General features: G+C 60.1%; 27 protein-coding genes. 20 read left to right on the top strand and 7 right to left on the bottom strand.

Annotated elements, in window-relative coordinates; translation table 11 throughout:
• Positions 1-24 precede the first annotated feature (24 nt).
• The 6 genes from H4W29_RS05365 (at position 25) to H4W29_RS05340 (ending at position 4,126) form a co-directional block, all read left to right on the top strand.
• The gene (locus H4W29_RS05365) at positions 25-1,203 is read left to right on the top strand and encodes a cell wall hydrolase (RefSeq protein ID WP_192728005.1); all 1,179 of its coding nucleotides are present in this window, start codon (positions 25-27) and stop codon (positions 1,201-1,203) included.
• A gap of 283 nt (positions 1,204-1,486) precedes the next feature.
• Positions 1,487-1,825, top strand: coding sequence for an AtpZ/AtpI family protein (locus tag H4W29_RS05360; protein ID WP_192728004.1), 339 nt, complete (start codon positions 1,487-1,489; stop codon positions 1,823-1,825).
• A gap of 59 nt (positions 1,826-1,884) precedes the next feature.
• Complete coding sequence (locus H4W29_RS05355; protein WP_192728003.1) at positions 1,885-2,637, top strand: F0F1 ATP synthase subunit A; 753 nt, start codon at positions 1,885-1,887, stop codon at positions 2,635-2,637.
• Positions 2,638-2,704: 67 nt separating this feature from the next.
• Positions 2,705-2,932 (top strand): F0F1 ATP synthase subunit C, encoded by a 228-nt coding sequence (locus H4W29_RS05350; RefSeq protein ID WP_003588243.1) that lies wholly within the window; start codon positions 2,705-2,707, stop codon positions 2,930-2,932.
• A 78-nt stretch (positions 2,933-3,010) separates the two neighbouring features.
• Positions 3,011-3,631 (top strand): F0F1 ATP synthase subunit B, encoded by a 621-nt coding sequence (locus H4W29_RS05345; protein ID WP_192728002.1) that lies wholly within the window; start codon positions 3,011-3,013, stop codon positions 3,629-3,631.
• Positions 3,632-3,634: 3 nt separating this feature from the next.
• Positions 3,635-4,126, top strand: a complete 492-nt coding sequence (locus H4W29_RS05340; protein WP_184395271.1) for a F0F1 ATP synthase subunit B — start codon at positions 3,635-3,637, stop codon at positions 4,124-4,126.
• Between the two features lie 229 nt (positions 4,127-4,355).
• Here the strand turns inward: H4W29_RS05340 and rnhB are convergent, their stop codons facing one another.
• Complete coding sequence (gene rnhB / locus H4W29_RS05335; protein WP_192728001.1) at positions 4,356-5,048, bottom strand: ribonuclease HII; 693 nt, start codon at positions 5,046-5,048, stop codon at positions 4,356-4,358.
• A gap of 224 nt (positions 5,049-5,272) precedes the next feature.
• Positions 5,273-6,430, bottom strand: a complete 1,158-nt coding sequence (locus tag H4W29_RS05330; RefSeq protein WP_192728000.1) for a PA0069 family radical SAM protein — start codon at positions 6,428-6,430, stop codon at positions 5,273-5,275.
• A gap of 139 nt (positions 6,431-6,569) precedes the next feature.
• On the opposite strand from H4W29_RS05330, the gene H4W29_RS05325 reads away from it, so the two are divergent.
• Positions 6,570-7,088: a glycosyltransferase family 2 protein gene (locus H4W29_RS05325; protein ID WP_192730675.1), complete on the top strand. Its 519-nt coding sequence runs from the start codon at positions 6,570-6,572 to the stop codon at positions 7,086-7,088.
• Positions 7,089-7,266: 178 nt separating this feature from the next.
• Positions 7,267-7,581 carry a hypothetical protein gene (locus H4W29_RS05320; protein WP_192727999.1) on the top strand — a complete coding sequence of 105 codons (315 nt, stop codon included), beginning with the start codon at positions 7,267-7,269 and terminating at the stop codon, positions 7,579-7,581.
• A gap of 23 nt (positions 7,582-7,604) precedes the next feature.
• Here H4W29_RS05320 and moaB read toward each other — a convergent pair whose 3' ends face one another.
• The 4 genes from moaB to H4W29_RS05300 all read right to left on the bottom strand — a co-directional run bounded on the left by moaB (position 7,605) and on the right by H4W29_RS05300 (position 12,107).
• The gene (moaB, locus tag H4W29_RS05315; protein ID WP_113295162.1) at positions 7,605-8,156 is read right to left on the bottom strand and encodes a molybdenum cofactor biosynthesis protein B; all 552 of its coding nucleotides are present in this window, start codon (positions 8,154-8,156) and stop codon (positions 7,605-7,607) included.
• Positions 8,156-9,049, bottom strand: a complete 894-nt coding sequence (locus H4W29_RS05310) for a 4-(cytidine 5'-diphospho)-2-C-methyl-D-erythritol kinase (protein WP_192727998.1) — start codon at positions 9,047-9,049, stop codon at positions 8,156-8,158. Before H4W29_RS05310 ends, moaB begins: the two co-directional genes overlap by 1 nt.
• Positions 9,050-9,055: 6 nt before the next feature.
• Complete coding sequence (locus H4W29_RS05305) at positions 9,056-10,888, bottom strand: tetratricopeptide repeat protein (protein WP_192727997.1); 1,833 nt, start codon at positions 10,886-10,888, stop codon at positions 9,056-9,058.
• A 202-nt stretch (positions 10,889-11,090) separates the two neighbouring features.
• A complete protein-coding gene (locus H4W29_RS05300) occupies positions 11,091-12,107 on the bottom strand; it encodes a polyprenyl synthetase family protein (RefSeq protein ID WP_192727996.1) in 1,017 nt (338 codons plus the stop codon).
• Between the two features lie 109 nt (positions 12,108-12,216).
• Here H4W29_RS05300 and H4W29_RS05295 point away from each other — a divergent pair, with 109 nt between their 5' ends.
• Entirely contained in the window at positions 12,217-12,444 is a 228-nt protein-coding gene (locus H4W29_RS05295; RefSeq protein ID WP_007814300.1) for a putative signal transducing protein, read from the top strand.
• A 4-nt stretch (positions 12,445-12,448) separates the two neighbouring features.
• The gene (locus H4W29_RS05290; RefSeq protein WP_192727995.1) at positions 12,449-13,225 is read left to right on the top strand and encodes a tRNA1(Val) (adenine(37)-N6)-methyltransferase; all 777 of its coding nucleotides are present in this window, start codon (positions 12,449-12,451) and stop codon (positions 13,223-13,225) included.
• Positions 13,226-13,253: 28 nt separating this feature from the next.
• Here the strand turns inward: H4W29_RS05290 and H4W29_RS05285 are convergent, their stop codons facing one another.
• Positions 13,254-14,597: an Nramp family divalent metal transporter gene (locus tag H4W29_RS05285; RefSeq protein ID WP_192727994.1), complete on the bottom strand. Its 1,344-nt coding sequence runs from the start codon at positions 14,595-14,597 to the stop codon at positions 13,254-13,256.
• 190 nt (positions 14,598-14,787) lie between these two features.
• Here H4W29_RS05285 and H4W29_RS05280 point away from each other — a divergent pair, with 190 nt between their 5' ends.
• The 10 genes from H4W29_RS05280 to H4W29_RS05235 all read left to right on the top strand — a co-directional run bounded on the left by H4W29_RS05280 (position 14,788) and on the right by H4W29_RS05235 (position 25,375).
• Positions 14,788-15,648: a S49 family peptidase gene (locus H4W29_RS05280; RefSeq protein WP_192727993.1), complete on the top strand. Its 861-nt coding sequence runs from the start codon at positions 14,788-14,790 to the stop codon at positions 15,646-15,648.
• An 18-nt stretch (positions 15,649-15,666) separates the two neighbouring features.
• A complete protein-coding gene (locus H4W29_RS05275) occupies positions 15,667-15,858 on the top strand; it encodes a hypothetical protein (protein WP_192727992.1) in 192 nt (63 codons plus the stop codon).
• A gap of 99 nt (positions 15,859-15,957) precedes the next feature.
• Positions 15,958-16,917, top strand: a complete 960-nt coding sequence (locus tag H4W29_RS05270; RefSeq protein WP_192727991.1) for a glycine--tRNA ligase subunit alpha — start codon at positions 15,958-15,960, stop codon at positions 16,915-16,917.
• Complete coding sequence (locus H4W29_RS05265) at positions 16,914-17,465, top strand: AAA family ATPase (protein ID WP_192727990.1); 552 nt, start codon at positions 16,914-16,916, stop codon at positions 17,463-17,465. Before H4W29_RS05270 ends, H4W29_RS05265 begins: the two co-directional genes overlap by 4 nt.
• A 248-nt stretch (positions 17,466-17,713) precedes the next feature.
• Positions 17,714-19,462 (top strand): DUF2207 family protein, encoded by a 1,749-nt coding sequence (locus tag H4W29_RS05260; protein WP_192730674.1) that lies wholly within the window; start codon positions 17,714-17,716, stop codon positions 19,460-19,462.
• Positions 19,463-19,573: 111 nt separating this feature from the next.
• Positions 19,574-20,125 (top strand): LemA family protein, encoded by a 552-nt coding sequence (locus H4W29_RS05255; protein WP_192727989.1) that lies wholly within the window; start codon positions 19,574-19,576, stop codon positions 20,123-20,125.
• An 83-nt stretch (positions 20,126-20,208) separates the two neighbouring features.
• Positions 20,209-21,480 (top strand): 3-phosphoshikimate 1-carboxyvinyltransferase, encoded by a 1,272-nt coding sequence (gene aroA / locus H4W29_RS05250; RefSeq protein WP_192727988.1) that lies wholly within the window; start codon positions 20,209-20,211, stop codon positions 21,478-21,480.
• Between the two features lie 35 nt (positions 21,481-21,515).
• Positions 21,516-23,453, top strand: a complete 1,938-nt coding sequence (locus H4W29_RS05245) for a DUF2207 domain-containing protein (RefSeq protein WP_192727987.1) — start codon at positions 21,516-21,518, stop codon at positions 23,451-23,453.
• A gap of 90 nt (positions 23,454-23,543) precedes the next feature.
• Positions 23,544-24,815, top strand: a complete 1,272-nt coding sequence (gene purD / locus H4W29_RS05240; protein ID WP_192727986.1) for a phosphoribosylamine--glycine ligase — start codon at positions 23,544-23,546, stop codon at positions 24,813-24,815.
• Between the two features lie 107 nt (positions 24,816-24,922).
• Complete coding sequence (locus tag H4W29_RS05235) at positions 24,923-25,375, top strand: plant virulence effector HPE1-like domain-containing protein (RefSeq protein WP_192727985.1); 453 nt, start codon at positions 24,923-24,925, stop codon at positions 25,373-25,375.
• The last annotated feature ends 205 nt before the right edge of the window (positions 25,376-25,580 follow it).

Below are 25,580 nucleotides of genomic sequence, written 5' to 3'. Positions count from 1 at the left end.
TGCGTCCCATGCCCGGAGTCCGCGTTGCGTCGAAATGGCCGCTTCCGCAGCAAGCTGCGTCTCTTGCCCCAGAATTGGGTCTCTCCCGCGATCTTCGGCGTGGCCGGATGGCTGATCTTCCCGAGCGTCGCCTCTCATGCCGATCTCGCCACCATGCTCGCCGGCCTCGACAATGATGGCGAAAGCTGGCGCATGGTACTGACCAATTCGCCGGCCGGCTCCATCCATCAGGCTGAGCTCGCTTTTGCCGATCCCGCTGCCACCGGCTCGATCGTATCAGGTGCAGGCATGGTGCTGCCCGACGGCCGCAAGGTTGCCTTCGTCTCTGGTGGGAAAAGTAATGACGGCAGCCTGGACGAAGATCGTGTCAATCGCAATGCCAAGAAGGGCCGCGTCGTTGCCGTCGAAAAGGTGCTGCCGCCGAAGGATTTCTCCGCCGGCTCCATCCTTGACCGCACCAGGCTTCTCTTCCGCCCGGTCTTCGATCTCAAGGATAAGTCGGCCTTCGTGAAGCCGACGATCAAGGGCAAGGAGATCGAGATCGCCACGGCCTTCTACAAGACGCAGCCGGTGCCACAGCAGAACACTGCTGTGCCGGCAATGCTGGCAAGCCTCGTGACCAGCAACAAGGCGGACGTACTGGCGACAGCCTATGCACCTGCCGCACCGGATTATTCCCGCCAGTCGCCTTTCGATTCGATCCTGACGGACAAGGATGAAGGCCGTTTCGTGCCGCAGATCGGCCCGAGGGACCATGCCTGGGCTGCCAGCATCCTGCCCTCCAGCGTCTTTTCCGCCCGCGAGCAGCAATGCCTGGCTTCAGGCATCTATTTCGAAGCGCGCGGCGAATCCGTGAAGGGGCAGGCGGCCGTCGCGCAAGTCATCCTCAATCGCGTCCGCAACCCCGCCTATCCGAAGACCATTTGCGGCGTCGTCTACCAGAACGAGGACTGGCGCAACCGCTGCCAGTTTTCCTTCGCCTGCGACAACATCAAGGACCGCGTGAATTCGCAATATCACTGGCGCGTCGCCCGCGATGTAGCCATGGCCGTGACCGCCGGCAAGATCTGGCTGCCGCAGGTCGGCTCCGCCACGCATTATCATGCCGTCTATGTTCGTCCGAACTGGGCAAAGACCATGGAAAAGGTTGGCCGCATCGGCATGCATGTCTTCTACCGCACCTATGGGGGCGGCTGGAGCTGACCAGAAAGGGCCGCGGATCGCGGAATTTCAACCGTCTAGCCGTGTTGGATGACGGATTCTTTCCGAGAAAACGCGGCGAGGCGACAAAATTCCGTTTAAATCTTTGATTCTCTGCGGTTATTTTATGGCTGGACACAAGCTGTCTACGCCTTGACTATGCTAATCCCTAAAACTATGTTGCGCGCGACTTCAGAACGGGCCGGAAGGTTCTCTAACCTTTGCGTCCGTGGTTCGGAAAACCGGGGTAGCGGGATTGCGGGCGACGGGAGCGGAGGAGAGCACGATGGCGGATGACCGCGAAGAAAGTCTTGAGCAGCGCCGTCGGCAGCTGGAAGCGGAACTTGCCTCCAAGCGTGTCGATGACAGGAAGGAAGAAGCGCGGGAGGCCAGCGCCGAGCAGAGCCGTAAAGGTTATGCCCAGGCGATGAAGCTCTCGAGCGAATTCATTTCCGCCATCGTTGTCGGTGCTGTGCTCGGCTGGCTCTTCGACCATTTTGTTGGCACGACGCCTTGGGGGTTGATTGTTCTTCTGCTTCTTGGATTCTGTGCTGGCGTTTTGAATGTTTTGCGCGCTGCAGGGAAGGTTGCCCAACCCCTGGATCGCCAAAACAATGATAAATAGGGCCGCCCGGCCCAGTGCAATTTCCGCCTCTTGGGCGGGCCAAAGAGAGAGAGCAACCGGTGTCAAACGATCCGACTCATCAGTTCCAGATCTTTAAGATTGTGCCGATCGAGATCGGCGGGATTGATTTCTCGTTCACCAATGCATCGCTCTTCATGGTTGCTTCGGCTGCCGTAGCCGCTGGTTTCCTCTATTTCTCGACTTCGAACCGCGCCATCGTTCCCGGCCGTTCGCAGTCGCTTGCCGAAATGTCCTACGAGTTCATTGCCGGCATGCTCAAGGAAGGGGCGGGCACCAAGGGAATGAAGTTCTTCCCGCTGGTCTTCTCGCTCTTCATGTTCGTGCTGACGGCAAACTTGCTCGGCATGTTCCCGTATTTCTTCACGATTACCAGCCAGATCATTGTCACCTTCGCACTGGCGATCCTCGTCATCGGCACGGTTCTCGTCTACGGCTTCTATAAGCACGGCTTCCACTTCCTGAACGTCTTCGTGCCCTCGGGTGTGCCAGGCATTCTGTTGCCGCTGGTCGTCGCGATCGAAATCATTTCCTTCCTGTCCCGTCCGATTTCATTGTCGGTTCGTCTTTTCGCAAACATGCTCGCTGGTCACATCACGCTGAAGGTGTTCGCAGGCTTCGTCGCCTCGCTTGGAGCCCTCGGTGCTGTCGGTGTCGGCGGAGCCATTCTTCCTCTCATCATGACCGTCGCCCTGACCGGTCTCGAGTTCCTCGTCGCCTTCCTCCAGGCTTACGTCTTTGCGGTGCTGACTTGCATGTACCTCAACGACGCGATCCATCCGGGCGGGCACTAAGGATAACGACATCGACGTCAAAGGGCGTCAGTCATTCGCCGCAACAACCATTTCAAAGGAGTTCAACATGGAAGCGGAAGCAGCAAAGTTCATCGGTGCAGGCCTGGCTTGCTTTGGTATGGCCGGTACGGCTCTCGGCCTCGGCAATATCTTCGGCAGCTACCTCTCCGGCGCTCTGCGCAATCCGTCTGCAGCTGACAGCCAGTTCGGCCGTCTGGTATTCGGCTTCGCCGTTACGGAAGCTCTGGGCATCTTCTCGCTGCTCGTCGCTCTCCTTCTGCTCTTCGCCGTCTAATATCGGTGGATTGAAGGATCACGGCCTGCGAACAGCGAGCCGTGATCCTTTGCATTTGCAGTACACCTGGAGGTGAGCATGTACTTTGTGACCCCGGCCTACGCTGAAGAGGCACCGGCGGGAACCGCGACGGATGCGCATGCCGCTCCGGCTGCCGGCGAGGTTCATACCGAGACCGGCGTCGCCGAAGGCGAGCACGCGCGTGGGCCTTTCCCGCCTTTCGATTCGTCGACCTATGCATCCCAGCTTCTGTGGCTGGTGATTACGTTTGTCATTTTCTACCTGCTCATGCAAAAGGTCATTGCCCCGCGCATCGGCTCCATCCTCGAGCAGCGTCACAACCGCATCTCGCAGGATGTCGAAGAAGCCGGCCGCTTGAAGGCTGAGGCCGACGCCGCCGTCGCAACCTATGAAGGTGAGCTTGCCGCTGCCCGCACCAAGGCGAATTCGATCGGCACTGCCGCTCGTGATGCCGCCAAGGTCAAGGCCGAGGAAGACCGCCGCGCCGTCGAGGCAAGCCTGACCGAAAAGCTGAAGGCTGCCGAGGCCCGCATCGCCGATGTGAAGGCAAAGGCTTTTGCCGATGTCGGTGCCATCGCCGAGGAAACCGCAGCAGCGGTTGTCGAGCAACTCGTCGGCAGCTCCGCTGCCCAGTCTGATGTCACCGCTGCCGTTGCAGCCGCCAAGAAGGAGGCTTGATCGATGGAATTTGCTTTTGATGCAACTTTCTTCGCCTTCGTTGGCCTCGTTCTCTTCCTGGCGCTGGTCGTCTATCTGAAGGTTCCGGGCATGATGGCGAAGTCGCTTGACGACCGCGCCGACCAGATCCGCAACGAGTTGGCGGAAGCCAAGCGTCTGCGCGAAGAGGCCCAGCACCTGCTCGCTGAATATCAGCGCAAGCGCAAGGAAGCTGAGGCCGAAGCCGCTCACATTGTTGCAGCTGCCGAGCGCGAAGCTGAAATGCTGACCGCCGAGGCGAAGAAGAAGACGGAAGAATTCGTCGCCAACCGCACGGCGCTGTCCGAGCAGAAGATCAAGCAGGCTGAAGCCGACGCAATGAAGGCTGTTCGCTCTGCTGCAGTCGATCTCGCCATTGCAGCCGCTGAATCCGTTATCGGCAAGCAGGCTGATGGCAAGGTTCAGTCCGAACTCTTCGGTCAGGCCGTCGGCGAAGTGAAGACCCGTCTGAACTGAGCTGTAGCGCTATAGGATTGGAAAAGCCTCGCCTCAGCGGGGCTTTTCTGCTTTTGGCGGTGCTGTTGTGTTTGGCGTGATATCTAAACTTGTGATGGGCAGCGCCGCGAATAACGGATAGCTCGTTTTGGAAGCTTTTACCGCCCCATGCCGGTACGGCAATGAAGCGTCTTTGACAGTTACCATCCCGGTGGCTTACAGCGAAACGCGACGGATATCTGGCTGGAGCCTAATCCTCCAGCATCTCTCCATTCACATCTCCCACGACGCCGTCCTTGCGGAGCGGCCGGAAGCTCATCCGGTGCAGCGAGCACGGTCCGTGCTTCTCGATGCCGGAGCGATGCTGCGTCGTGCCATATCCGACATGAGCAGCAAAACCATATTCGGGAAACACCAGATGTGCGCGCGCCATCATTCGGTCGCGAGTCACCTTCGCCACGATAGACGCGGCGGCGATCGAAACAGATCGCGCGTCACCCTTCACCACGGCCTGCCCGGGGCAGTCGAGCCCTGCCGGCACGTCTAGCCCGTCCGTCAGCACATAGCTTGCTGGTACGGAAAGGCCGCAGATCGCGCGGCGCATGGCGTCGAGGCTTGCCTTGCGGATATCGGTTTCGTCGATGCGTGTCGAACTGGATGAGGCGATGGAAACCGTAGCGGTCGCAAGAATTTGGACGAAGAGCTCCTCGCGCTTCTGCGCCGAAAGCTGTTTGGAATCGTTGAGGCCCTCAGGAATACGCTTGGGATCGAGGATCACGGCTGCAGCAACGACAGGGCCTGCCAGCGGTCCGCGTCCGGCTTCATCGGCGCCTGCGACAGGCCAGTGGCCGGCCTTGCGAGCCTTCAGCTCCAGCCGGAAATCCGGCACGAGGGGGAACTCTTCAAAAAGCAGAGGAGAATCGGGTGACGTGCGACGTTTCATGCGGTTGAACCTCGCACGCCAACCCGATTTCCTGCAAGCCCCCGGATCAGGGCGGCGACGGCCGGGGGCAGTCCGACGGATGGTGCGGTCAGGGCCATCCGCGGGAATTGCGCAAGACAGAAGACGCAGGGCAGGTCTTCTTCAGGCCTTACGCAAGCTCAAGAGCAATTCCAGCAAAAGTGCATCACGGTTTTGCGTTTTCGGAATTGCGTGAAAATAAGCAGTCAAAGCAACGAAAGCTGCACGCCGCTTCCATTTGGCGGCACGAAGAGATCGTCGCGCAAGGCAAGGCTTCGACGGGTCAACTCCAGCCGCTTTGCCGCCATCTCGAAGCGTCGGGCGATTTGCCACGCGTAGGGGCCGGCACCTTTCATGCGTTTGCCGAACTCGGCGTCATAATCCTTGCCGCCACGCATCGAGCGCACCAGCGACATGACGTGACGATAGCGATCAGGATAATTCTGCAGCAACCAGTCGCGGAACAGCGGACTCACTTCCAGCGGCAGCCGCAGCAGCACATAACTTGCCTCTCCTGCGCCTGCCGCCTTCGCAGCATCCAGAATACGCTCCAGCTCATGATCGTTGAGCGCCGGGATAATCGGCGCAGCCATCACTGATGTGCGCACACCGGCCTCGGAAAGCCCACGGATCGCCTCCAGCCTGCGCGTCGGCGTCGAGGCCCGCGGCTCCATCAGGCGCGCAAGCTTGCGATCGAGCGTCGTGACCGAAATACCGACACGCACGATGTTCTTCGCCGCCATCTCCGTGAGAATATCGAGATCGCGCAGGATCATCGCCGACTTGGTGACGATCGCAACCGGGTGGTTCGCCTTGTTCAGCACGTCGAGGATCTGCCGCATGATGCGCCATTCCTTCTCGATCGGCTGGTAGGGATCGGTGTTGGTGCCGATCGCGATGACGCGGACCTTGTAGCCAGGCTTGGCGAGCTCGCGCTCCAGAAGCTTCGGCGCGTCCGGCTTGGCAAAAAGCTTGCTTTCGAAATCCAGCCCCGCCGAGAGACCCATATAGGCATGTGTCGGCCGGGCGAAACAGTAGATGCAGCCATGCTCGCAGCCACGATAGGGATTGATCGACCGGTCGAAGGAAAGATCGGGGGACTCGTTGCGGGTGATCGCCGTGCGCGGCTTCTCGATCTGCACATCCGTCTTGAAGGGCGGCAGTTCCTCAATCGTCTGCCAGCCATCATCGAAGGCCTCGCGCTGGGTCGGTTCGAAGCGGCCGCTCGGGTTCAGCCCCGCGCCGCGGCCACGCCGCCGGTCAACCTCTATGCGCAGCCCCGAGGCCGCGATCATCGCGTCGGCAATATCCGCCGTATTGGCAGGCGCAAATGCGGCCTGCCCTGCAAGGGACTGTGGTCTCATCGGATTCTCCAGCGGCGGAAAACGCTCGATCCCGCTCGTTTTGATGATTATATTCCTATCTATAAAAAGAGAACAATGCAAGAACAAAATGAGGAAAGTGGTGCTGGCAAAATTTTGTGCGGCGCTCTATAAACAGGCAATGTTGACTGTCGTTCTTGAATGCCAGGATCAGGAACCTGAACTGGCCCAGACTCTATCGGTATTGGTGGCAGGCGCCGTGGAAGGTCTCGTCAGCGACGTGGTCGTGCTTGATCACGGCTCACGCGACGGCACCTCGCGGGTGGCGGATGCCGCCGGCTGCCGTTTCCATTCGCAGTGGGATATCAAGGACATCATCCGCTCCGCTCGCGGCGAATGGCTGCTCTTCGTCGAGCCGGGCGCAAGACCTCAGGCGGGCTGGATCGACGAAGTCTCGGAATATGTGGCCTTGAATAAGGTCTCGGCGCGCTTTACTGCCTCCCGAGGTTATCGCCGCCCTTTTTTCCAGCGCGTTGGCCGTGCCAGGCCGCCGCTGGAACTGGGCTTGCTCATGCCGAAGAAACTTGCCATTTCAGTTGCAAAGAGCGGCATGCGCCTTACAGAATTCGTCAAGGCACAGAAGCCACGCCAGCTCTCCAGCGAATTGATTCCCTCCTGGGTCGCCCGCGCCGCGCGATAGCTGCACTCCTCGATATTGCGAAAAGATGGCGCCCAATAGGATTTCGCGCTATAATCTGGCTATGGCGCCGCCGAAGCGCCTCGCTTCGCAACGGATGGCCATGGAATGCCGGTGAACGGCAGAGCAGGTCAGCGAAAATCTCCTCTTCTGCCGGGATTCCGGCGAAAGGAGGTGCGTCATGCTACGCAATATGGTCCAAGGCCTGCTGGCCGCCATATTGACGACATCGCTGATCGCGCATCCGCATCCGGCAGCATCGCAGATGATGCGCAGTTGCGCAGGCCGATCCGAGATCGTCAAATTCCTGGACAGCAACTTTGCTGAAAAGCTGACGGCAGTCGGACTGATCAACCAGAACGCCATTCTCGAGGTCTATGCCGCTGAAAGCGGCACCTGGACGCTCGTCGTCACGGATGTTCACGGCATAAGCTGCGTGCTGCTATCAGGTGACAGCTGGGAAACGATGCCCGCCCTGCCGGGCCTCGCGACATAGAGGAAACCGCTGTCGCAGCCAGCCTATTTCGTCGCGCCGCGCTTGAGGTGCTCGTCCAGGCGCGGCATGATCTCCACGAAATTGCAGGGCATCTGCCGGTAGTCGAGCTGCGCCTTCAATATGCCGTCCCACGCATCTTTGCAGGCGCCGGGCGAGCCCGGCAGCACGAAGATGAAGGTGGCGTTGGCAACACCTGCCGTGGCGCGCGACTGGATCGTCGAGGTTCCGATCTTGTCGTAGGAAATGCGGTGGAACACGGCCGAAAACCCGTCCATCCTCTTTTCGAAGAGCGGTTCCAACGCGTCGGGTGTCACGTCGCGGCCGGTGAAGCCGGTCCCACCCGTGGTGATGACGACGTCGATCTCCTTGGCTTCCGTCCAGGCGCGCACGCGTGCGGTGATTCTCTCGCGGTCGTCAGGCACGATGTCGCGGTCGACCAGCTGATGTCCGGCTTCCGCAATCCGTGCCACCAGCGTGTCGCCGGATTTGTCGTCCGCCAGCGTACGCGTATCCGAAACGGTCAGAACCGCAATGCCGAGGGGTATAAAAGCTCGTTTTTCATCCAGGCCTGCCATCATGCACCTCCTGCGAAAGTCTCGGTCGACTGGAAATACCAGTCCGGGCGGGCCGCGTGAAGACGCTCAGCGGCGCGCAGCGCAGCAACGGGTGTCTCGAAAATGCCGAAGCAGGTCGCGCCAGAGCCGGACATGCGGGTGAAAAGCGCGCCTTCTGCCGCGAGCATGTTTGAAATCTCGGCGATTTCGGGAACCAGTTCCCGCGCCGGCATCTCAAGATCATTGCGTGTCGCCCGTATGGCTTCCATCCAGTGCTGCGTCTTCTTCAGGACGAGCGGAGGATTGTTCTTGGTGACAAGCCGCTGGAAGATCTCGGGCGTGGAAACGCTTTTCAACGGATTGGCGAGCACCATGGCGAAGGAGGGCAGGGCATCGGCGGTCTCTATCTGTTCACCGATACCGCGGGCAATCAGTGGCGTGCTTTTCAGGCACATCGGCACGTCGGCCCCAAGCTTCAGCGCGAGGGCGGCAACGGTCTCAGCGGGAAGCGTCACGCCCCACAGGCGCATCAGCCCGCGCAGCGTCGCGGCCGCATCGGCAGAGCCGCCGCCGATTCCGGAAGCGACCGGCAGATTCTTTTCCAGATGGATGCGCACGGGCGGAGCATCACCTGCCGTTTCTCGCAACAGGTCACGCGCCTTCAGCACCAGATTGGTGCCGGGGTCATCGGCAAGCACGTCGGCGAACTGGCCGGAAAGCGTGAAATCATCGGCATCGGCAGGCGCAAAGCCCAGCCGGTCGCCATGGCGCGCAAATGTCACCAGCATTTCAAGAAGGTGGTAGCCGTCAGGCCTCTGGCCCGTCACATGCAGGGCCAGATTGATTTTTGCGCAGGCATCTTCGGTAACGGCAAAGTCGCCTGTCACGGAAAGTGGCATGCCCATGTCAGGCATGCGGCCTCAGGATTTCTTGTCGACCGGCGGCGGCGTTACCGGCTGCGGGTCCGGCTGCTTCTTGTCGACGGTCTTGGAGTCGTCATCCTGTGCAGGCAGGCCATTGGCGACCTTTTCCTTTATCTTCGGAATCGCCGCTTCCTCTGGTTCGGAGGCCAGTGCTCGGTTCCACTGATAGACGGCTTCCAGCTCGCGGCCGACACGCCAGTAGGCATCGCCGAGATGGTCGTTGATCGTCGCGTCGCCAGCCTTGATCTGCGCAGCACGCTCCAGCTCATCAACGGCATCGTTGTAACGGTTGAGACGGAAATAGGCCCAGCCGAGCGAGTCAATGATGTAACCGTCGTCAGGACGCAGCTCGACGGCCTTCTTGATCATCTCAAGGCCTTCATCGAGGTTGCGGTTCATGTCGATCCAGGAATAGCCGAGATAGTTGAGAACCTGCGGCTGGTTCGGATTGAGGTCGAGCGCCTTGCGGAAATTCGGCTCCGCCTGGTCCCACTTCTTCAGCCGCTCATAAGCGATGCCGCGCTGGAAGAAGACGCTCCAGTCTGCGCGGCCCGGCAGCGGCCCGATCACTTCGACGGCCTTGTCGTAATTGTCGGCCATCGCCTGATAGTCCTTGGCGTCGGAAAGCACGCTGCCATAGGCAAGATAGCTCCTGACATCCTTCGGGTCGGAAGCGATCAGCGCCTGAAGGTGCTTGCGGGCTTCGTCCACCTTGCCGCCTTGCGCGAGCGCGAGGCCCAGCTGCAGCTCGGAGATGCGGCGCATCGGCGAATTCGCCGGCACCTTCTGGTAAAGCGCAATCGCCCGGTCCATCTGGTTCTGCTTTTCGGCAATGCCGCCGAGCAGAACCAGCGTGTCGGCACTGTTCGGATCAAGCGCGTTGGCCGTCTGCAGATAGAGCGAAACAATGTCTTCGGCGCCGTCACGGTTCAGCGCGCCGCCGACCGAAAACAGCACGCCGGCCGCACCTTCTTCCGCACTCTTGACCTGCTGTTCCTGCTTTTCGCCCTTTTCGATACTGTCGCGCAGCGCGTTCAGCGGCGTGTAGTTCGGCAGCAGGTTGTCGCCGACCGAGACAGCGTCGAGCGCCTTCTGCTTGTTGCCCTGCGAGGCTTCGAGGCGTGCGAGCGCCATGATGGCGCGCATGAACGTGTCGGGTGCCGTTGCGCCGCCTTCCTTGTCCAGCACAGCATCATTGAGATGCTGGCGGGCAGATTTGACGTCGCCGTTGACGATCGCGATCGCACCGGCATTGTAGTTCTGGAAGATGCGGACCCAGTCCGGTCCCTTCATCTTCTCGACCATGGCGAGCCCTTCCTTGCCGCGGCCGGCGCCGACACGCGCCCAGGCCAGCAGGAGGTCGTTCATCATGCGGTCGAGATCGTTGGGCCCGTCATATTTCAGGATCGATTCCGCCGTCTTGAACTCGCCGCGGCGCATCGCATCCATGCCGCGCACGATCGTGGTAATCCGCTCGACGGTCGGGTCGCTCTTCAGGTCGTTGGCATATTTCACGCCGTCCTTGATGTCGCCGTTCAAGAGCAGCGAGATCATCAGGCGCTGGCGGATTTCCGGATTGCCCGGCTCGATTTGCAAGGCTTTCTTGTAGAGCTCGATCGCCGTCGGATAGTCGTGGTCCACATCGGCCGTGCGGGCAGCGAGAAACGCGCCCGAGAAAGTGGTGACGCTGTCCGGATCGAAAGTCACGGTCTTGCCGGCATCATCCGCCTTAGCCGCGTCTTCGGCACTCACACCGCCGATCCCGCCGAGCGAAAGCACTGCCGCCAGGGCTGCGCTCGAAAGGAGACGGGTGACAAATCTCTGCCGCATTAGAAAACCTTTCTTCAGGGACGGCCGACTCAACGCGCCGACCGCAAAATCAGTTGCAAACACTGATTCACAACAGGATGGCTTTTTTGAAGCGGCCCTGCAAGAAATTCAGCCCACGTTCAAGGACGTTTGATTAAAGCGCCGCCGCGCAAAAACGTGCGGCGGCTTTGCTGCAAAGACATGCCCCTCGCAGAGGCACGCGTCAGTTCACGCGCTCGATGCAGAAATCGATGACTTCTATCAGGGCCGATTTCCAGGGGCTGTCCGGCAGCGGTGCCAGCGCATCCCGTGCGATCGTGCCATAGTGCACGGCCCGTTGGATCGTGTCGTTGAGCGTGCCGTATTTGGTGATCAGGCCAAGCGCCTTTTCCAGATTGGCATCGCTGCTGTTGCCGCCTTCGATCGCATCACGCCAGAAAGCACGCTCGTCCTGCGTGCCACGGCGATAGGCGAGGATGACGGGAAGCGTAATCTTGCCCTCGCGGAAATCGTCTCCGACATTCTTGCCGAGATCGGCCGCCTTGCCGCCGTAATCCAGCGCGTCGTCGACGAGCTGGAAGGCGAGACCAAGATTCATACCGTAGGATTTCAGTGCGTTGCGGTTGGACTTGCTGGTCTCGGCAACGATCGGGCCGACTTCGGCGGCAGCGGCAAAGAGTGCTGCCGTCTTGGCACGGATGACCGAGAGGTAGTCATCCTCGGTCGTTTCCATGTTCTTTGCGACGGAAAGCTGCAGCACTTCGCCCTCGGCGATGACGCAGGCGGCAGAGGAAAGAACATCGAGCGCTTCCAGCGAGCCGACTTCCACCATCATGCGGAAGGCCTGACCGAGGAGGAAGTCGCCGACCAGAACGCTTGCCTGATTGCCCCAGATCGTGCGTGCGGTCGACTTGCCGCGGCGCAGGTCGCTTTCGTCCACCACGTCGTCATGCAGCAGCGTTGCCGTATGCATGAACTCGACTGACGTGGCGAGCTTGACGTGATTCTCGCCCCTGTAATTGAAGAGCGAGGCCGCAGCGAGCGTCAGCATCGGCCGCAGGCGCTTGCCGCCGGAGGAGATGAGATGGTTCGCCACCTCCGGGATCATCTGGACATCGGAGCCGGCCTTGGAAAGGATAAGCTGGTTCACCCGCTCCATATCCGCCTTGGTGAGATCCACCAGCGGCTTGATGGAAGCCAGTTTGTTTTTGTTTTCTTCAAGCGGTATGACCACGCCCAACGACCCGGACTCCTGTTCATTCGTTGCCTTTGACAATAGAAAGGGGCGATGGAGGCGGCAAGGGGTGAATTGTCGCTGCCAGCAAATTCGAAAGGGAAAATGACGGCAAATGCATGAGCTTATCCGCGCAAACGATCCCGTTCTGCTCTCATTTGCCGAGAGCCTCATGAAGGATGCGGGAATTGCGTGCTTCATCGCCGATCAGGGGATGAGCGTGCTGGAGGGCTCGCTCGGCATGCTGCCGCGCCGCCTCTTGGTTGACGAGGCGATGGCCGATCAGGCCCGGCGCATCCTCACCGATGCGGGTCTCGGCGGCGAATTGCGCGAGCGGAAGTGAAGAGATGACACAGGCGGTGACTGACACGATAGACGCCTTTCATCGCGGCCTTTTCCATATTGTCCAGCCGAAGGGCAGGGGCCATCGCGCCGGCATGGACGCCATGCTGCTCGCTGCTCTCGTTGCCGATGATCGCCCGATCAAGGTGGCCGATCTTGGTGCCGGAGCCGGTGCAGCCGGCCTTGCGGTCGCCTCCCGCCTTGCAAAGGCCGAGGTCGTACTTTTCGAGCGATCGGCGGAGATGGCCGACTACGCCCGCCGCAGCATCGAACTGCCTGACAACGCCCATATGGCGGGCCGCGTCTCGGTCGTTGAAGCCGATGTCACACTGACGGCCAGGGCGCGAAACGACGCAGGTCTCATCGACGAAAGCTTCGATCACGTTATTATGAACCCGCCGTTCAACGATGCCGGCGACCGCAGGACGCCGGATGCGCTGAAGGCTGAAGCCCACGCCATGACCGATGACCTTTTCGAGAGCTGGATCCGCACGGCCGGCGCCATCATGATACCGGGCGGACAATTATCGCTGATCGCGAGGCCGCAATCGATCGCGGAGATCATTGACGCCTGCGGCAGGCGCTTCGGCGGCATCGAGATCACGGCCATTCATCCGCGTGAGGGGGAAAACGCCGTCCGCATTCTCGTGACGGCGATCAAGGGCTCACGGGCACGGCTTTCGCTGCGTGCGCCCCTCGTTATGCACGAAGAGGGGAGCCACAAGTTCTCCCCTCTCGTCGATGATTTCAACAATGGCCGCGCGGCCTATGCTAGGCTTTAGACCGTGCCAAACTGCTTGAGAACAAACATTAGCCGCCGGTCACAAAGTCGAGGAGCAGCTTGACGTTCAGGCCGGCAATCACGACAGCGACCACATAGGCGACGGCGCTGAGCCATCTCGGAGCGACAAGTTCCCCCATCTTCGCCTTGCTGGCTGTGAACATCACAAGCGGGAAGACGGCGAAGGAAAGCTGCAGGCTGAGCACCACCTGGGTCAGGATAAGCAGTTCCGCCGTGCCTTGATCGCCGTACCAGATTGTCACGAAAGCCGCGGGAACGATGGCGATGGCGCGGGTGATCAGGCGCCGCACCCAGGGCTTCAACCGGATTTTCAGGAAGCCTTCCATGACGATCTGCCCGGCAAGCGTGGCGGTGACCGTGGAATTCAAGCCGCAGCAGAGCAGCGCGATGCCGAAGAGCGTCGGCGCAATCGCAAGGCCGAGCAGCGGCGACAGCAGCGAATGCGCCTCACCAAGTTCCACTACATCCGTCTTGCCGTTGGCATTGAAGGCGGCCGCAGCGAGGATAAGGATCGAGGCGTTGATCAGGAGCGCGAAGCAGAGAGCCACGGTGGAGTCGATTGTGGCAAAGGTCAGCGCTTCCTTCTTTTCCGGCACGGTATGGCCGTAGGAGCGCGTCTGCACGATGCCGGAGTGAAGGTAGAGATTGTGCGGCATCACGGTCGCGCCGAGAATACCGAGTGCCAGGTAGAGCATTTCCGGGTTGGTGACGACCTCGGGCGTAGGCAGGAAGCCCCTTATGACGGCGCCCCATTGCGGGTCGGCCAGGAAGATCTGCACCGCAAAGCAGATTGCGATGACGCCGAGCAGCGTAATGATGAAGGCCTCCATCCAGCGGAAGCCGAGCCTTTGCAGGAGAAGGATGACGAAGACGTCGAGCGCGGTGATCACCACGCCGATCTCGAGCGGAATTCCAAAAAGCAGATTGAGGCCGATCGCCGTCCCGATCACTTCGGCAATATCAGTGGCGATGATGGCGATTTCCGCAAAGGCCCAGAGCGGTACGGCCACATAGCTTGGATAGGCATCGCGACAGGCCTGCGCGAGGTCGCGGCCGGAGCCGATGGCAAGACGCGCGCAAAGCGATTGCAGCACGATTGCCATGATGTTCGAAAGCAGTGCGACGGTCAGCAGCGCATAGCCGAACTTCGATCCGCCGGCGAGCGAGGTCGCCCAGTTGCCAGGATCCATGTAGCCGACCGCCACCATGTAGCCGGGGCCGAGGAAGGCTGCCGCCCGCCGCCACGTGGAGCTGTGCCGCCCCGTACCAACCGTACGGTAGACGTCGGAGAGCGAAGCCTCCCCGCGCTCGGTCCGCCAGCCGCCCTTTGCATTCGGATTTACGATGTCCATGCCATTTTCACCTGTTTAGCCATGCCGGCACTATGCCTGACTGGAATGATAATGCAAGTCATTCGCAACAAGAAATTAGGAAGACGATGTTTTGGAGCTTGGCCATTGCGTTTGTCGTTGCAGCGCATACATGCAATGCCCTTGTAATGTGCACATGCATGCTGGCGCCGATCATGGTGAAGGAAGAGAAATGGCTGGATTTTTGAGAAAGCTGATGCCGAAGCGGTTTCGCGGGGACGGGATCGTCATCCCCGTCGTCAGGCTGCAGGGCGCGATCATCAGCGGCGGTGGTCAGTTTCGCCCGACCCTCAATCTCGCCAATGTTGCGCCGGTGCTGGAAAAGGCCTTCTCCATGAAGGACGCACCCGCCGTTGCCATCTCCATCAATTCGCCTGGCGGCTCGCCTGTCCAGTCCCGCCTTATTTTCACGCGTATCCGCGAGCTTGCGCGGGAAAAGCAGAAGAAGGTGCTGGTCTTCGTGGAAGATGTCGCGGCCTCGGGCGGCTACATGATCGCGCTGGCGGGCGATGAGATCATCGCCGATCCGACGTCTATCGTCGGATCGATCGGCGTCGTCTCGGGCGGCTTCGGTTTTCCGGAGCTCCTGAAGAAGATCGGCGTCGAGCGCCGTGTCTATACGGCAGGCGAAAACAAGGTGATACTCGATCCCTTCCAGCCCGAGAAGGAAAAGGACATCGAATATTTGAAGAGCCTGCAGCTCGAGATCCATCAGGTCTTCATCTCGATGGTGCGCGAGCGCCGTGTCGGCAAGCTGACGGACGATGCGACAGTTTTCTCCGGCCTCTTCTGGAGCGGTACGCGCGGCCTGGAACTCGGCCTCATCGACGGCCTCGGCGACATGCGCCAGGAATTGAAGAAACGCTACGGCCAGAAAACGAAACTGCAGCTCGTCACGGCCACTCGCGGCCTGCTCGGCCGCCGTATTCCCGGTGTGTCGCCGGTTTCGCTTGAAGGTGCAGCATCCGGCCTCGCATCGGGGCTTGCCGAAGCAGCGGAGGAAAGGGCATTGTGGAGCCGCTACGGGCTTTAACGGGAGAAACGAGGGGACATGGCACAGCTAATTACGTTATTGATCCTCGTCTGCGCGGGTTGGTGGCTCTACCGTCGCTTTGTTTCCGATGCGCGGAGACTTGCTGAAAAATCCCGCCGCGCCGAGAAGGAGCGCCAAACGGGAGCGGTCGGCACGCTGGTGAAGGATCCCGCAACGGGCGAATATCGCCTCAAGCGGGAAGACGAATAGCAGCACCTGGCTTTAGGCGAATACAGTGCAAAAGCCTTGACCCCTGCAGCGCTGCATGGCACCTGTCGCGCTCATATTTCAAGCAATCGGTGCCCCTCCATGTCCGCGACAATTCCAGACCATATGAACCCGAAGCGCTCGTTCCAGGCGCTGATCCTCACCCTGCATCATTACTGGGCGGACAAGGGTTGTGCGGTTCTGCAGCCCTATGACATGGAAGTGGGCGCTGGCACCTTCCACCCGGCCACGACGCTGCGCGCCCTTGGCCCAAAGCCGTGGAAGGCCGCTTACGTGCAGCCCTCCCGCCGCCCGTCCGACGGCCGCTACGGCGAAAACCCGAACCGCCTGCAGCACTACTATCAGTATCAGGTCATCCTGAAGCCGAACCCGCCGAACCTGCAGGAACTCTATCTCGGTTCGCTCGCCGCCATCGGCCTCGATCCGCTGCTGCACGATATCCGCTTCGTCGAGGATGACTGGGAAAGCCCGACGCTCGGCGCCTGGGGCCTCGGTTGGGAATGCTGGTGCGACGGCATGGAAGTCTCGCAATTCACCTATTTCCAGCAGGTCTGCGGCATCGAATGCTCGCCCGTCGCCGGTGAGCTGACCTATGGTCTGGAGCGCCTCGCCATGTATGTGCAAGGTGTCGACAACGTCTACGACCTGAACTTCAATGGCCGCGAAGGCGACGAGAAGATCAGCTACGGCGACGTCTTCCTGCAGGCCGAGCAGGAATATTCCCGCCATAATTTCGAATTCGCCAATACCGAGATGCTGCATCGCCATTTCATTGATGCCGAAAAGGAATGCCAGGCGCTGCTCGCCGCCGGTGCTCCCGGTGACAATGCCAACCAGCGCCTGCACAAATGCGTCTTCCCGGCCTACGACCAATGCATCAAGGCCAGCCACGTCTTCAACCTGCTCGACGCCCGCGGCGTGATTTCCGTGACCGAGCGCCAGAGCTACATCCTGCGTGTGCGCACGCTCGCCAAAGCCTGCGGCGAAGCATTTCTGCTGACGGATGCGGGTGGTGTAAACGTGTCGAAAGAGGCCGCGTGACGCAAAAGCCTGCCAGCCGTATAGTTCATATCAACGGCTGGCCAGGCACTGGGAAGCTGACTATCGGCCGCTTGCTGGCGAAAAGGCTCGGCGCGCGGCTTATCGACAATCACATGCTGCTTAATCCAGCGGAAGCTCTTTTCGCCCGCGGCAACCCTCTGCATGCATCACTGCGTGAACAGATTCGGCGAGCGGTTTTCGATCATGCCGTGCGTGCCGATCCGGCTGAAAGCTTTGTCTTTACCGATGCTCTTGCGGATGACGAGCATGATAAGGCGACGTTCTCCTGGTATCTCGATTTGGCTGCTGCTAGAGGCGCGGATCTGGTCGCGGTTCTCCTCGATTGCGCGCCGGAGGAGAATGCCAGGCGCCTCATCTCTCCTGGCCGATCCGAGGCGCTCAAGCTGACGGATACGGCGATGCTGCAACGGCTGCGGGCAAACTATAAACTGCTGCGCGGGTTGGCTGAACACACGGTCGAAATCGATACGACGGACCTTTCACCGGAGCGGACGGCGGCCCGAATTCTCGCGCATATCGGTGGTTGACGACAGCCGAGATCCTGCGTCGTTGCCCGAAGATTTCCGCGAAACCTTGCCGTGCTGGCGGCGTCAACTGACGAGCGAGGCGGCGTAAGCCGTCTCGAAAATTCCCGTCGCTTCAGGGCCAGCCTTCTTTTGTATTGCGTAAAACACTACTACGTTGTCAGCTGTTGTGACAACGTAAGCTTCGGTATCTCTTTTTGAAGAACGATATTCTTTACTTTAAATTTTCAGATGAGAATTTCGCCGCCAAGGTGTTGCGTCTTTTAGCATGGCCCATCTTATGCGCCATGCTGGTCTTTCTGACGTCGTGCAGCGATTTTGACAAGGAGTTCACGGTCCAGTCGGCAAACAGTACGGTTGAAGTCTACACCGACGGCACTGGCTTCGTGTCGGAGTTCTTCGACATCGCAGTAAAAAAGGCAGAAAATTACGGCGGTGTCTACGTCGATATCCCTCAACGTTTCACGGATGCGTCAGGGGGTGTTCACTGGCGAGATTTCCAATTGGCCGCAGCCCGGCGCGACGGGCGCGACGAATACTATTCCTGGGAAAACAACGTACCGGGCTACTCGATCTACATCGGAGCGGAGCACTGCAAAAACTGCTCTGCAGATCTGCCCACCGGTCTTACAAAGATCCAGATCGCTTACTGGCTCGGACGCCTGGTTCGTCAGGAAGGCGGCCGCGAGGTTCTCTTCCTGCCTGCCTATATGGGCCGCGTGCACGGCCAGGGTGCCAAAAAAACGCTGACTCTGAAGCTACCGCCAGGGGGAACGTTGCGCCCTTCGCAACAGGATCGGACGGCGGCCTATGACGTGGTGAGGAGCGCACCGAATGAGATCCAGGTGTCTATTCCAGCAGGTAAAGGGGACCGAGTCCTACCTGACATCGAGGTCGAATATCCCGCTGGGACCTTTGTGACCGTAACGAGCGGCAAGCGGGTAGAGTGGTGGCTCTCCGATCACTTTCTCCCATTCATCAGCATTTCGGGATTGCTCATCGCCGGTCTGTTTATCCTCAATAGGTGGCGGGGCTGGCGATTGCCTGCATGTTCGATTGCTGTCGATAGCAAGGAGACGGAGAGCATATCGCCTGCTCTAGCCGCCTATTTATTCTTGGACTGGAAGCCCGGTGCTGCAAAGGCGGCCTTCATGGCGTCTGCCTGCCATCTCGCAATGAAAAGAATGCTTCGCCTTTCTGGCCTCGGCGAGGATTGCGAAGCTTCGGATTTGTCTGCCAGACAGGTGCGGAAGAAGGGTAAGGTGGCGCGCGCCAGATGGTACGGTCTTCCAGCTGTGACGCGTTCGGTATTTGGCCGAATTGAAGGGGAACGGCCTGTCAATGACCGGCGGACAGTCGTAAATGCCCTGTACGGTTTCGAACGTGACTTGCATCAGATCGTCGCTGAGGAATATCGGAAAATCAGAGGCGGTGTTGATCGAACACGGCTGGCAACTGCGGCTATCATTCTGGCCCTTGGCGTTGCCGTCGCCTATTTTATCGGTCTTTTGCTCTATTCCGCCGCCATCTCAGGGTTATTGTTGATTGTTTTTGTGGTTGTAACCATGTTCCGCCATCCTGAGCGGTTTCCCGTGGCAACCGGCACCGCCGAGCAGTTCAAGCAGGCGCTTGGTTTGATGGTGGGTCTTCCGGTGATGGTGATTGTTGCACTTGTCTATATCGGCACGACTGAGGTGATCAGCGAACAGTGGCCGTATCTGATGGCGATCTTGCTGCACATTGCCGGCATCATTGCGGTTTTGGCGATGTTGCGCATGCCAACGTCGAAGCAGCGGCGGATCCGCAACAACATTCTAAATTTGAGTCGTTATTTCAACGGCGAGATGGATGGCCCGGCAATGTCGGTCGAATGCTACGAGCACTATCTCCCGTTCGCGGTTGCGCTTGATGTCGAGCAACGCTGGACCGAACGCTTCAATCTGTGGCGAGAGAGCCAAAAGATGGATGCCTGTGCTCCGGATTGGCGGATCAGTTCTTAGAGACATTGTGAATTCGAAGTCTGCTTGAATTCCGCGAAGACGTCCGCGCCGAGATGACTTTCCCAACCCGAATCACTAACGTGCGATCATCAAATCGGGGAGCCCATCTGCATGTACGTGATACTCGCTGTTCTCGTTGTCATCGCACTCTACGTCGTCTTCATCTACAACGGCTTGGTTCGCTCCCGGCAGATGGCCGAGGAAGCCTGGTCCGGTATCGATGTGCAGCTGAAGCGCCGTGCGGACCTGATCCCCAACCTGATCGAGACCGTCAAAGGCTACGCCGCCCATGAAAAGAGCACGCTCGAAGAGGTCGTCGAACTCCGAAACAAGGCGCAGGCGGTTCCCGCTGGTGATGTGGCGGGCAGGGCGCAGGTGGAAGGTCTGCTCGGCCAGGCGCTCGGCCGGGTGATGGCGCTTGCCGAAGCCTATCCCGATCTGAAGGCTAACCAGAATTTCTCCGAGCTTCAGGCTTCGCTGGAAACGATGGAAAGCGAAATCCAGATGGCGCGGCGCTATTATAACGGCGCTGCCCGCGATCTGAATGTCAAGGTCGAGAGCTTCCCCTCGAACCTCGTCGCCGGCCAGTTCGGCTTTTCCAAGCGCGAATATTTCGAAATCGCCAACGAGGCCGACCGGGCCGTACCGACCGTCAAGTTCTGACCTTTGTCTTTGCACAAAAACTGCTATGAGCAGTCCCAGAGGGTCGCTCGCGGCCGCTGTAATGGACGGAAGAGACAAGCGCAATGAGTAAAGCCAAGCTCACCATCATCCCGCCGGGCAAGCCACTCACCGGTCGTGCCGTGGTTCCGGGCTCCAAGTCAATCACCAACCGCGCCCTGCTCCTGGCGGGCCTTGCCAAGGGCACGAGCCGGCTGACCGGCGCTTTGAAGAGCGACGACACGAAATATATGGCCGAGGCGCTCAGGGCCATGGGCGTGCAGATCGACGAGCCCGATGAGACGACCTTCGTGGTAACAGGCAGCGGCAAGCTTTTGCCTCCGAAAGCTCCGCTCTTCCTCGGTAATGCCGGCACGGCGACGCGCTTCCTGACGGCGGCTGTCGCTTCCGTCGAAGGCACTGTCGTCGTCGATGGCGACGAGCATATGCGCAAGCGCCCGATCGGCCCGCTGGTCGCAGCCCTGAAGTCGCTCGGACTGGATGCCGAAGCCCCGACCGGCTGCCCGCCGGTAACCGTGCGCGGTAACGGTCATTTCGCTTCCGGTCGCGTCGAGATCGATGCCGGCCTGTCCAGCCAGTATGTCTCCGCCCTTCTCATGGCAGCACCGCTTGCCAATCCGGGCGCTAACGCACCCGTGACGATCGCGCTCGCCGGCACCGATATTGGCGCCCGCGGTTATGTCGATTTGACCCTTGCCGCCATGGAAGCCTTCGGCGCCAAGGTGGAGCAGCTCGATGCTGCGACCTGGCGCGTCGAGCCGACCGGCTACACCGCAACCGATTTCGTCATCGAGCCGGATGCCTCCGCGGCAACATATCTCTGGGCGGCCGAAGTGCTGAGCGGCGGCAATATCGATCTCGGCGTCGCCAACGAGGCGTTCACGCAGCCCGATGCCAAGGCCTATGAGACGATCGCCAAATTCCCGCATCTGCCGGCCGAAATCGACGGCTCGCAGATGCAGGATGCCATCCCGACGATCGCGGTTCTTGCCGCCTTCAACGAGACGCCGGTCCGTTTCGTCGGCATTGCCAACCTGCGCGTCAAGGAATGCGACCGCATCCGCGCATTGTCGACGGGGCTCAACAATATCAGCGAGGGCCTGGCGGTCGAGGAGGGCGATGATCTGATCGTCCATTCCGATCCTGAACTCGCCGGTCAGACGCTGCCGGCCGACATCGATACCTTTGCCGATCACCGCATCGCAATGAGCTTTGCGCTCGCCGGCCTGAAGATCAACGGCATCACCATTCTCGACCCTGACTGCGTCGGCAAGACCTTCCCTGCCTACTGGCGCACGCTTGCGGGACTGGGGGTTGCCTACAAGGACGAAGCCTGAGCTGAGCTGGGGCAAACCGTAACCGGGGAGGGGACATGATCCGGCGGTTTTTCGGCATTTGTTTCGCATTGCTGCTGCTGTTTGCGGCGCAGGCAGCGATAGGCGAAGAATTCATCGCCTCCTTCGATGCCGCCATCCAGCTGGAAAAGAGCGGGGCATTGACGGTGGCGGAAACGATCACCGTCAATGCCGAAGGCGACCGCATCCGGCGAGGCATCTTCCGCGATTTTCCATTGACATTCAGGGATGCGAACGGGCGGCGCCGCAGCGTCGATTTCAGTGTCGTCTCGGTCAAGCGCGACGGCAGGGACGAGCCTTGGCACACGGAATCCATCACTGGCGGCATCCGCATCTATGCGGGCTCCGAAGACGTGACGATCTCTCCCGGCCGCCACCAATATGTCTTCACCTACAAAACGAACCGTCAGATCCGTTACTTCGACGATCATGACGAGCTCTATTGGAACGTCACCGGCAATGGCTGGATTTTTCCGATCCGCTCGGCCGTAGCGACGGTCACCTTTCCGCAGGGCGTTGTGCCCGAAGATGTCGCCGTCTTCACTGGCCCCGTCGGCGCCGCCGGCAAGAACGCTCGAGCGAGCGTAGACGACGGCAGACTGGTCGTCGCCACTACGGCGCCCCTCGGTGCGCAGGAGGGGCTGACCTTTGCCGCGAAACTGCCGAAGGGTGCGATCGATCCGCCGAGCGCCGATCAGGAAAGCAGTTGGTGGTTCAGTGACAACAGGGACTATTTCATCGGTTTCGGCGGCCTCATCCTAGTCTTCCTCTATTACACGCGCTCCTGGCTGAAGGTTGGCCGTGATCCAGCGCGCGAGATTGTCGTACCGCGCTGGGATCCGCCTTCTGGTATCTCGCCCGCGCTTGTTAATTACGTCGACAACAAAGGCTTTTCCGGCCAGGGCTGGACTGCACTTTCGGCAACCGCGCTCGATCTTGCCGTGCGCGGCTACGTCACGCTGGGAGATCTCAAGGACTCGATCCTCATCCGCCGCACCGACAAGCCGCTCGGCAAGGAGAAGCTCCAGGCCGGCGAGGCCGAGCTCCTAAAGGCGGTCGGGGGCAGCGGCGATACGCTCACCATCGACAAGGCCAACGGCGAAAAGGTCAAATCGGTCGGCCAGAGCTTCCGCTCATCGATCGAACGGGAACACCGCGGCAAATATTACAATTCCAATGCGGGTTATATCACCGGCGGCGTGATATTAAGCGCCGCCGCCCTAGTGGCACTCTTCGTCTTCGGCTCTCTGGAGCCGGATACGATTGCGCTGATGATCATCCCCATCGGCATTTCCGTCTTCCTGTCTGTCTTCGTGGCAGGTTTTGCGAAGGCGCTGCATCGCGGTCGTTCGCTCGTTGGCAAGATTTTCGCGGTCATCGCCATCGCTATCGCCGTTTTTGTGGGCTTGAGCATTCTCTCGGCCGTTGTGCTGGCGCTCGGCTCTTCGCTGATGGAATTCCACGAAACGCCCATGCTTTTTGCGGTGGGCGGCATCGTGCTCCTCAACATCCTCTATTTCTTCATCATGGGCGCTCCGACACCGCTCGGTGCCAAGATGACAGCTGGCGTTGATGGCTTGCGGCAATACCTGACGCTCGCCGAAAAAGACCGCATGAACACGGCCGGCGCTCCGCAAATGTCGCCGCAACATTTCGAGACCCTGCTGCCCTATGCCGTGGCTCTTGGTGTCGAAAAGCCATGGTCGCGCACATTCGAGACCTGGCTGGCGGCGGCTTCCGCAGGGGCGGCCGCGGCGGCCTATAGTCCCGGCTGGTATTCCGGCAATTTCAATAGCGGCAGCTTCTCTGATCGCATTGGCGGCTTCTCGTCGTCGATGGCCTCGACGATCGCGTCCACTATTCCTTCACCGCCGCCCTCCAGTTCGTCCTCGGGTTTTTCCGGCGGCGGCTCGTCCGGCGGAGGTGGCGGAGGTGGCGGAGGCGGGGGCTGGTAAGCTTTCCCGCTTGACCTTTCGGGCCTTCCCGCTTAACCGCCAGACCAACAGGCTAGGCCAAAGGCCAGACCAGCAGGAAAGGGATCAGGCATGAAGGTTCTGTTGATCGGATCGGGCGGACGCGAGCACGCACTTGCCTGGAAGCTGGCACAATCGCCGCTGATGACGGAATTCTATGCCGCCCCGGGCAATCCCGGCATCGCCGAACATGCCACGCTCGCTGCCCTTGATATTGATGACCACGATGCGGTGGTCACCTTCTGCCGGCAAAAGTCGATCGACTTTATCGTCGTCGGACCGGAAGCCCCACTGGTTGCCGGTATTGCCGATCAGCTGCGTGCTGCGGGCTTTGCGGTCTTCGGCCCATCTGCGGCAGCGGCTCAACTCGAGGGTTCCAAGGGTTTCACCAAGGATATCTGCGCCCGCTACAACATCCCGACCGGCGCCTATCAGCGTTTCAACAACGCGCCGAAGGCCAAGGCCTATATACGCCAGCAGGGCGCACCGATCGTCGTCAAGGCCGATGGTCTCGCCGCCGGCAAGGGTGTGACGGTCGCCATGACGCTTGACGAGGCGCTCGCCGCGGTGGACGATTGTTTCGAAGGCGCTTTCGGGGAGGCCGGGGCCGAAGTCGTCGTCGAAGCCTATCTCGATGGCGAGGAGGCGAGCTTCTTCTGCCTCTGCGATGGAAAGAGTGCCCTGCCGCTCGCAACCGCGCAGGATCACAAGCGTGTCGGTGAGGGCGATACCGGGCCCAACACAGGCGGCATGGGCGCCTATTCGCCCGCGCCTGTCATGACGGCCGAGATGATCGAACGCACGATGAAGGACATCATCGAGCCGACCATCCGTGGCATGGCCGAAAGTGGCCATCCCTTCAGCGGTGTCTTCTTCGCTGGCCTGATGATGACCGCCAAGGGGCCGGAACTCATCGAATACAATGTCCGCTTCGGTGATCCGGAATGCCAGGTGCTGATGATGCGGCTGAAGAGCGATCTCCTGCCGCTGCTGCTTGCCTGTGCCCATGGCACGCTGGACCAGGTCGAGGCCGAATGGACCGATGACCCGGCACTGACCGTCGTCATGGCCTCGAAAGGCTATCCGGGCTCCTATGAGAAGAACACCCCGATCCTCGCGCTGCCGGCAGCCGGCGAGGGCGAGAAGGTGTTTCATGCCGGCACATCGCTGAAGGATGGTGCTCTGGTGGCAACCGGCGGCCGCGTCCTGAACGTGACGGCGACGGGCCGCACGGTCGGCGAGGCGAAGGACCGCGCCTATGCCCTGATCGACGGTGTGAAATGGGAAAATGGTTTCTGCCGCCGCGATATCGGCTGGCGCGCGGTCGAGCGCGAAAAGGCATAAGCGGCGGGCGGACACGGCCCGTTTCGCTAAATTTTTACCCTTTCTTCTGACGGGATGGAAACAAAGCTGCGCTAATCTGGCTCCTGATATAAGACGGAGTAGGGCTGATGCGTCGGATTTTCCTCAGTGCAGTATTTCTGCTGGCGGCTGGTTCCGCCATGGCCGGTTCGATCGAAGTGGTCGGGCCGAGCAAGCCGAAGGAAGCCGGCAGCATCATTACTGAGACCTGCGGCCATTGCCCGCCGCTTCGGACGGAAGCCTCTAGGAAGGATTATACGGTGCCGGAGCTGCGCCCCGGCGCTTTCCAGCAGGCCGAGGTCCGTGATGTCGATGGAGAGAAAAAGATCTATCGCACCGAAAACTGGATGGGTGGTTCCCCCGTCCTCTTTGTGAGCAAGGCAACGCCCGAGCAGATGCTTGCGCTGGCCCCGCCGGTGCCAACCGAAGGTATCGACAATCAGGCGACGGCAGCTGTGGTCGGCGGCGATGCGAAGCCGATAGCGGCCGACATGGGCGGAACCACATCTCTCGACGCTTCGGCGTTTGAGCTCCGTTTCTAATTCGCATCTCATACCAGTCCGATTGAAGTTTCGATCGTTGCGAACGCACCTCTGAAGAGAAGCAGGGTGCGTTTGTTTATTTTAAATAAGTATGCTCTAATTTATATGATTGTGCTCATGAAGAGCTGCAACTTATACAGGTCTGCAAGAAGATACCCATCAATTCTACTAGAGCGACCGAGTAGAAGCTCTGTCTTTGTTAAAA

Origin of the sequence: Rhizobium viscosum (assembly GCF_014873945.1) — a bacterium.
Classification (GTDB): domain Bacteria; phylum Pseudomonadota; class Alphaproteobacteria; order Rhizobiales; family Rhizobiaceae; genus Rhizobium; species Rhizobium viscosum.
This window is presented reverse-complemented; position numbering and strand designations above follow the sequence as displayed.